The organism is Rhizobium sp. NPDC090279, from assembly GCF_044769665.1.
In the GTDB taxonomy this organism is placed as follows: Bacteria; Pseudomonadota; Alphaproteobacteria; order Rhizobiales; family Rhizobiaceae; genus Rhizobium.
On the sequence record NZ_JBIVYI010000034.1, the window covers coordinates 1 to 7,075 of the forward strand.

Below are 7,075 nucleotides of genomic sequence, written 5' to 3' on the forward strand. Positions count from 1 at the left end.
AGCGATCGGCAAGTTGATGTTTCGCGCCCTTACTGACGGATGAGACCGAACCGACGCGCCTCATCCAGCAGATGACGAACGGACGATGGTTGCCATTTGCGTCCGCTGTGCACTCACCCATCTGATCCAATTGAGTTGCAATATCGCGCAACTGCCGTCCCGGATCGGCAATGGCAATCGCGGCGCCGAGCTTCATGAGATGATCTTCCGGGGCCCGGCGCGGCGAGCCAGCCAGAAGAGCTCGGCCGCCTGATGAACCAGGCGCTCAAGAGCGATGCGCGTCATCCTGCAGCGCCCTGACCGATGGCGGATGCGATTTCCGGTTACCATGTGCCGGCCTCTCGCGCTTTATTGCCCAAGCACGAGGCTGGCGCGCGGCTGCAGGCAGAGTCCCCGCTTGTTCGAGGAGCTCCACACGCCAACACTCCAGGAGCTAAGCGTCCACTATTCTTTTCATAGTGGCCCTTTGCATTGATCGCGGTGTCAGACGATTGGAAAAGGCTACCATCTTGTTCGACAGGCCCGCGATCACCATAGCCCTTCCTCGGAACAAAGCCCGAATACCGCTCGCTGCGACCGGACGAGGCTTCATGGTGAGAAGGCGCAGCAAGGCCGATGGGGTTGCGCCGGCCGCCTCATCGAAGCCCGTCGCGGTGTGCCCCGGGCACAGCGTGGCAACCACACCATGCGGACGGAATTCGTTGTGCAGGGCCTCGCCAAGGGCGAGTACATATGCCTTGGTCGCCGCATAGGCCGCGTAGCTGGGAACGGCTTGGAAGGCCATGAGGCTGGCGACGAGAAGTATATGTCCAGATCGCCGCTTGGCCATATCGCGGCCGAAGAGATAGGTCAGTTCTGTGAGCGTCGTGATGTTGAGCTGGATCATGTTCGCGGTGCGCTCGATCGGCGTTTCCAGTAAATCGCCGTGCAAGCCATATCCGGCATTGTTCAACAAGATGTCGACGGTCACCGACTTCGCGCCGAGACTGCATTTCAAGCGGTCGGCCGCGTCCGGTGGGGCAAGATCGATCGCCTCGACCAGAATATCCACCCCGTATTTGCGTCGGAGATCGGAGGCAAGCTTTTCCATCGGCTCCTGCCGTCGGGCCGCCAATACGAGATTGACTTTCTGCGAAGCCAGTAGATCTGCGAATTCGAGGCCGAGGCCACTCGACGCCCCGGTGATCAGAGCCCATTTCCCCGCGAAGCTATTCGTTGATACGTTCGACATCGTTCTCTTTCTCAACTCTTTGATCCCAAGATCGGGTCTCGGGTCTTCTGATCGATCTCCTCCGGGATGGAATCTGTGCTCTCAAGTCAGCATCGACTGCTGGGCGAAGATCCCCGCCATCGTGCCTTGCCATGATGCCGTGGTGACCGAGGGGATGAGGGGGTTGGTGAGGTCTCCCGCGGCGTAGATGCCGGGCATGCTGGTTTCACGGCGCTCGTCGACCTTGAGGACGATGCCGAGGGGCGTAGCGGCCGTGGCAAGGCCCAGTGGTTCATGCAGGCTTGCAGACGGCTTGTTGCGCGGATGCGCAAACAGGATGTCGACCGCGACATCGGGGCCGATATCGAGCTTGACGGTGGCATTATGGCCTTCATGACGGGCGATCTCAGTGATCCGGCCATCGATGATAGGTGTGTTGCGATGTTCCAGATCGGCCCGGATATCGCGCGGAATGTCGTGACCATCGGCGAAGACCGTCAGCCTGTCGGTCCAGTCGTGGAACAGCCTGACCTGATTATGCGACTGCGGGCCGGACCAGACGAGGCCCCAATGCTGGCCGGCGACTTCAAAGCCGTCGCAATAGGGACAGGGCACGATGGATGTGCCCCAGCCTTCGGCAAAGCCCGGAACATCAGGCATCTGGTCGGTGATGCCATAGCTTAGGATCAGGCGGCGCGCGCCAAGGGTTTCGCCCTCGGCAGTAAGGACGGAGAAATTGTCGATCGTACCGGAGATGCTGTCGGCGCGGGCATTGACCAGCCTGATCGCGGGATAGCGCACCAGCTGCTGTCGCGCCTCGGCCAGGATGTCCAGCGGCGGCTTGTGATCATGGCCGAGCATTCCATGCGAGTGGCCCGCGAAGCGGTTGCGCGGCAGGCCGGTATCGAGAACGGTGACCTTGCGGCGGGCACGGCCGAGCTGTAGGGCGGCAGCGAGGCCGGCAAAGCTGCCGCCGATGATGATGACGTCATCCATGGTGATGGGCTCCGAGTTGTGAAGGGAAGAGGTTGGGCTGAATCTGGCGCGCAATATCGTCCAGTGATGCGCATTCGATATCGCTGGGCGGCCAAGGGAAACCTGATTTGGCGGACACGATGAAATCCACTCTTGGAATTTATGAAACTACGTAGTATCGTAATTCAAGAATAACGATACTGTCAAGGACTGTAATTATCGTGCCCGAAGAAAACATCCGCGCGCGGCGCGGCCGGCCCGCCAATGAGGCGCTTGGCCAAACGATCGTCGACGCCGCGGGCGAACTTTTTGCGGAATTGGGTTTTCAAGCGACGACATTGGACAAGGTCGCCCAGCGAGCGAAGATATCCAAGCTCAGCATCTACCGACACTTCGAGAACAAGGAGGCGCTGTTTGGCGCGGCGTTTGCGGCCCGCTGCCAGCAGTTAATACCACAGGCCCTTTTTGAAGGCGTCGACGGTTCGGCCGAAGATCAGCTCATGGCGGTGGGATCATCGCTGCTTCGCACGCTGTTGCGCCCAGACGTCCGCAATGTCGAAGCCATGGTCATGGCCGACGTCACGAGTCAAAAGTCGTTGAGCAAGCTCCATTACGAAGCCGGCCCCGCCCATATCATCGCCCAGATCGAGGCCCTGTTACGTCAATTGCACGCGAAGGCGGTTCTGAACGTGCCCGATCCTCTCCAGTCCGCCCGCTTGTTTGCCGCGCTTTTCAAGGGATGCGATCTCCCGATTATAGCACGCTTCGATGAGGCGAGAGCAGAGGACGACAACGAGATCGAATCCTATTGCCGGTCGGCTGTCGCCATGTTCATCGCGGCTCACGGTGGCAACGAACACGGGGGCGGATAGCCTGGTTAAGAACGGATCGGCATAAGGAAGGATATGGCATGGCAGAGAAGAATGTTTATGAGGTCTCCGACTGGAATGGCCAAAGCGGGGAGCGCTGGGTCACTTACCAGGCCCGGCTTAATGCCATGATGGCGGTGTTCGGCCAGGCTGCCCTCGAAGCCGCGGCGCCCGCCACTGGCGAACGCGTGCTGGACATCGGCTGCGGCGCAGGGGCGTCTAGTCTGGATCTGGCCGCCCGCGTCGGCCCGGGGGGCCATGTGCTGGGCGTGGACATATCCGAACCGCTGATCGACCGGGCGCGCGCGCAAGCGCCGCAGGGTACGCCAGTCCTGTTCCAGGTGGCCGACGCTAGCAGTGCCGAGCTGCCCGACGGGGCGTTCGACATCCTGTTCTCCCGTTTCGGGGTGATGTTCTTTCACGATCCTACGGCGGCATTCACTCATATGCGCCATGCGCTCAAGCCGGGCGGACGGGTCGCTTTCGTCTGCTGGCGCGGCATGGCCGAGAACGATTGGGTGCGCTTGCCGATGGGCGCACTCAAGGACATCCTCCCGCCGACCGCGCCGCCCGATCCCGAAGCGCCCGGCCCATTCTCGTTCGGCGACCAGGGGCGGGTGGCGCGTATTCTAACAGCGGCTGGCTTTACCGATGTCGATATCGCGCCATTCGACGCCTCCATTCCTTTTGGGAAGGGGGAGACACGGGACGTAGCGCTCGACGACGCCGTGAAGATGACACTCGAAGTCGGCCCGCTGGCGCGCGCGCTCGTTGATCAACCCGACGACATCCGGGCCCGCGCCTCGGCCGCGGTTCGTGTCGCCTTTGCGGACCGCGCCGGTGAGCGATCGGTGATGATCGATGGCGCGGCGTGGATCGTCACCGCGCGCAATCCGGCAAGCTGACACGACCTCTCTGCCGCTGCGGACCGCGTCTGCCAACGCCGCAGAACGTCGATAGTCAAGCTTTGAAGACAACGCCGGCGAACAGCCGCAGGAAAAGAACCGCGCGATCAGTCGCTTAATGAATCGTGCCCTCAGCGGCGGATAAGGCCAAATCGGTGGGCTTCGTCCAGCAGGTCCCGGACGGAGGAGGGTTGCCATCTTTTACCCCCTCGCACAGGCCGTTCTCCCATCTTGTCCAGTTGAGCGGCAATGTCGCGAAGCGACAGATCGGGATCGGCAATGGCGATCGCCGCCACCAGCTTCATCAGATGATCTTCGGGAGTGCGGCGAGGGGACCGGGCCAGGAGTTCTTTCTCAGCGAGCTTTTCGCGGACCAAGCGGTGAGCAGCGCGTCGGAGTCGCTCAACGGTCCAGTCGTGGCCGCGGCGGTTAAGGATTCTCACGACATTGTCCCAGCTATGCTGCGGTCGCAACTGCCGCACGGTCGGAAGCCAGGTCTGTGCTGACGAAATCAGTTCGTCGAGATAGAGTTTCTCGCGTGCTTGCGACACCGCCTTGATCGCTTCCGGTCGGCGCTCGCGCAGACCGGGATTGCCGGGAAGCTTGCCTCTGGCTTTCGCAGCCTTGATGCCGGCTTTGGTTCGTTCAGCGATCAGGGCGCGCTCGAGCTGTGCGACGGCGCCAAGCACCTGCAGCGAGAACATGCCCTGCGGTGTGGATGTGTCGATCGGATCGCGTAGCGAGCGAAAATGCACCCCGCGCCCTTCGAGGTCTTCGATCACCTGCAGCAGATGGCTGACCGACCGGGCCAGACGGTCGAGACGAACGACCACCAGTACGTCGCCGGCGGTGAGATCCTTCAGCAGCTTTATGAGCACCGGTCTCGCCCGGGATAAGCCGGATCCGTGCTCCTGGTGAATGCGGTGGCAGCCGGCGGCGCGCAGCTCATCGACCTGCGCGTCGTTCAGCTGATCGTCGGTCGAAACCCGCGCGTATCCGATTAACCGCCGCGGCGGGGGAGAGGAGCTGACGGTTGCAACCTGCGGCATCAGTTTTGGCTCATTTTTGAGGGCGTTTGTACAGATAATGAATGCATGAGAAAATGAGGGTTTAAAAGCGTGTTTTACGGTAGAGTTGCAGGCCTATCCAGAGCGTTTTCTGGGTCGAGGCATGGTGTCTACCCATCGCGGCGATGAAACGCGCGCTGGCTGCCTCCTATGACGGAACCGGCGAAAAGCTGTGTGTCTTGAGGGAGGCAGGCCATGCAGCGCCAATCTGCGCGGCCTGGGGCCGCGAAATCAAGCTGGCATCCGCTCACGAGAGGCAAGCGAATACGCTTTTCTATTTCTTGGCTTCGGGCATATTCAATGTATATCGCGTATGGCGGCGTTCGCCGCTCCGGCTCATTGCTCCCTTCTCCACCATATCGTGAAGGTCGCGTGTTGCTGTCGCGCGGGAGGTTCCGGTGATCGAGATGTAGTTTTCGGCGCTTAAACCGCCTTTGAAGCCCTCAATCCCTTCTCGAAACAGACGAGAGACGACCTTGTCCTGGCGTTCATTGAACTGGCCGCGGAACCGGTCATAGAATTTTCCTTTGCGGATATAAAAGGCGATACGGGCAAGGGTCGCCTGTTGCGCGTCTAATATGGTCTGAGAGAAATAGATGAGCCACCCAGTTATGTCGAGCGTGCGCTGATTTGCTTCGAGCTCGCCGTAATACGCCTTGCGACTCTTTTCGATTGTGTATGCAAGCGAGGTCAGGCTCGGTTGCCCGATGCTTTGCGCGAGAGACTTTTCCGCCAACGCTCGGCCGATCCTGCCATTTCCGTCTTCGAAGGGATGGATGCTTTCGAAATAGAGGTGACCAATTGCGGCTCGCGTCAGAGCGGGAAGGGGAGTTGTGCCTTCCGGTGCGGATCTATTGAACCATGACAGATACGCATCCATCTCGGCCGGTACTTGTCTGGATGGTGGCGCCTCGAAGTGAACAACTGGTTTGTCGAAACGTCCGGATACGATTTGCATTGCATCTTCGTGCGTCCGATAGCCGCCAATCGTAGCAATGTGACGATTTCCAGCCATCAGCATGGAGTGCCAGCGGAAGAGCGTCTCATGAACGAGCCGCTTGGACCAGCTCTCGAAGACGTCGATCATCATCTCGGCGATACCACGTTCCTGAGGCCGGATTGCTCGGTTGTCGGCATCAAGGCCGAACTGCCGGCGTAAGGACGACTGCACGCTCAGCCGATCGAGCATCTCACCTTCGATCTCGGAGGTTTTGACGGCTTCGTCGCTTAAAAGCTCGATACGCAGTGACTTTCCATCGTCTTCATCAAAGTGCCGCACGGCGCCGATGATTTCTCCCGAGGACTTGAGAAATTGCCGCTCGAGTGGCTGGAGCGGTTCAGGGTCATAGGTAAAGTGCGGCCAGCCAGTTTGTGTCCAATTCCAGTGCATGAGTTATAGCCATCGTTTCTATAACTCAACTTTGCACAGATTTATGAGTTATAGCAATGGTGTCTATCGCTCACCAGATGTCGTAGAATGTAGGCTTGGCGGCCTGGTCTAGATTGCCAACCGCGCCGCCCGCCCGTTCTTCCGCTCGGCATTGTTATAGTAACTCGCCGCCTGCGTTACTGACTTATGCAGCGATTGCTGCATGGCCTCTTGCAGCGGCACGCCGCGGTTCGCCGCCTCCGTGAGATAGCCGGACCGCAACCCGTGCGCCGAAAACATCTCCGGATCCAGACCAGCCTGTTTGCACCGGCGCTTCAGGATCAGATTGACGGACTGCGGCGTCAGCGCTCGCCGATCGATATTACCCCATTGGTCGATACGTCGGAACACCGATCCGCTGTCGATCCTGGCGTCCGCAAGCCACCGCTTCAGCGCTTCGACGGGCCGGCCGATTAGAACCACATGAGCCCGGTCCTCGGCCGTCGTTGTCTTCGTACGGCCGAGATTGATCGTCAGGCACGGCAGGAGAGGGGAGGCGGGGTTTCTTGGATCGGCATGCACCGGCGGCGATGTCACGTTGTTCGCTTAATCCCCGATAAGGCGTTTGCCGATGAATTTATGCAGTTGCGCCGGTCACGACTTTCCAATGCGCCATTGCG

The 7,075-nt window shown here is 60.1% G+C and carries 6 protein-coding genes and 2 pseudogenes; 2 read left to right on the plus strand and 6 right to left on the minus strand.

The window, feature by feature from the left end:
• Positions 1 to 29: 29 nt before the first annotated feature.
• The 3 genes and pseudogenes from ACIQWP_RS31620 to ACIQWP_RS31630 form a co-directional block, all read right to left on the minus strand.
• Positions 30 to 238: pseudogene (locus ACIQWP_RS31620) on the minus strand (recombinase family protein); the annotation flags it as partial.
• A 195-nt stretch (positions 239 to 433) separates the two neighbouring features.
• Positions 434 to 1,231, minus strand: a complete 798-nt coding sequence (locus tag ACIQWP_RS31625; protein WP_402796388.1) for an SDR family NAD(P)-dependent oxidoreductase — start codon at positions 1,229 to 1,231, stop codon at positions 434 to 436.
• A gap of 81 nt (positions 1,232 to 1,312) precedes the next feature.
• Positions 1,313 to 2,206, minus strand: a complete 894-nt coding sequence (locus ACIQWP_RS31630) for an NAD(P)/FAD-dependent oxidoreductase (RefSeq protein ID WP_402796391.1) — start codon at positions 2,204 to 2,206, stop codon at positions 1,313 to 1,315.
• 197 nt (positions 2,207 to 2,403) lie between these two features.
• Between ACIQWP_RS31630 and ACIQWP_RS31635 the strand changes: the two genes are divergently transcribed.
• Together ACIQWP_RS31635 and ACIQWP_RS31640 are read left to right on the plus strand one after the other, a co-directional pair.
• Positions 2,404 to 3,057, plus strand: a complete 654-nt coding sequence (locus ACIQWP_RS31635) for a TetR/AcrR family transcriptional regulator (protein ID WP_402796401.1) — start codon at positions 2,404 to 2,406, stop codon at positions 3,055 to 3,057.
• Positions 3,058 to 3,095: 38 nt separating this feature from the next.
• Complete coding sequence (locus tag ACIQWP_RS31640) at positions 3,096 to 3,959, plus strand: class I SAM-dependent methyltransferase (protein WP_402796393.1); 864 nt, start codon at positions 3,096 to 3,098, stop codon at positions 3,957 to 3,959.
• A 131-nt stretch (positions 3,960 to 4,090) separates the two neighbouring features.
• Here the strand turns inward: ACIQWP_RS31640 and ACIQWP_RS31645 are convergent, their stop codons facing one another.
• From ACIQWP_RS31645 to ACIQWP_RS31655, 3 genes and pseudogenes are all read right to left on the minus strand, one after another.
• Positions 4,091 to 5,008 carry a recombinase family protein gene (locus ACIQWP_RS31645; RefSeq protein WP_402796395.1) on the minus strand — a complete coding sequence of 306 codons (918 nt, stop codon included), beginning with the start codon at positions 5,006 to 5,008 and terminating at the stop codon, positions 4,091 to 4,093.
• A 292-nt stretch (positions 5,009 to 5,300) separates the two neighbouring features.
• The gene (locus ACIQWP_RS31650) at positions 5,301 to 6,416 is read right to left on the minus strand and encodes a Fic family protein (protein WP_402796398.1); all 1,116 of its coding nucleotides are present in this window, start codon (positions 6,414 to 6,416) and stop codon (positions 5,301 to 5,303) included.
• A 108-nt stretch (positions 6,417 to 6,524) separates the two neighbouring features.
• Positions 6,525 to 6,980: pseudogene (locus ACIQWP_RS31655) on the minus strand (tyrosine-type recombinase/integrase); the annotation flags it as partial.
• Positions 6,981 to 7,075: the final 95 nt, after the last annotated feature.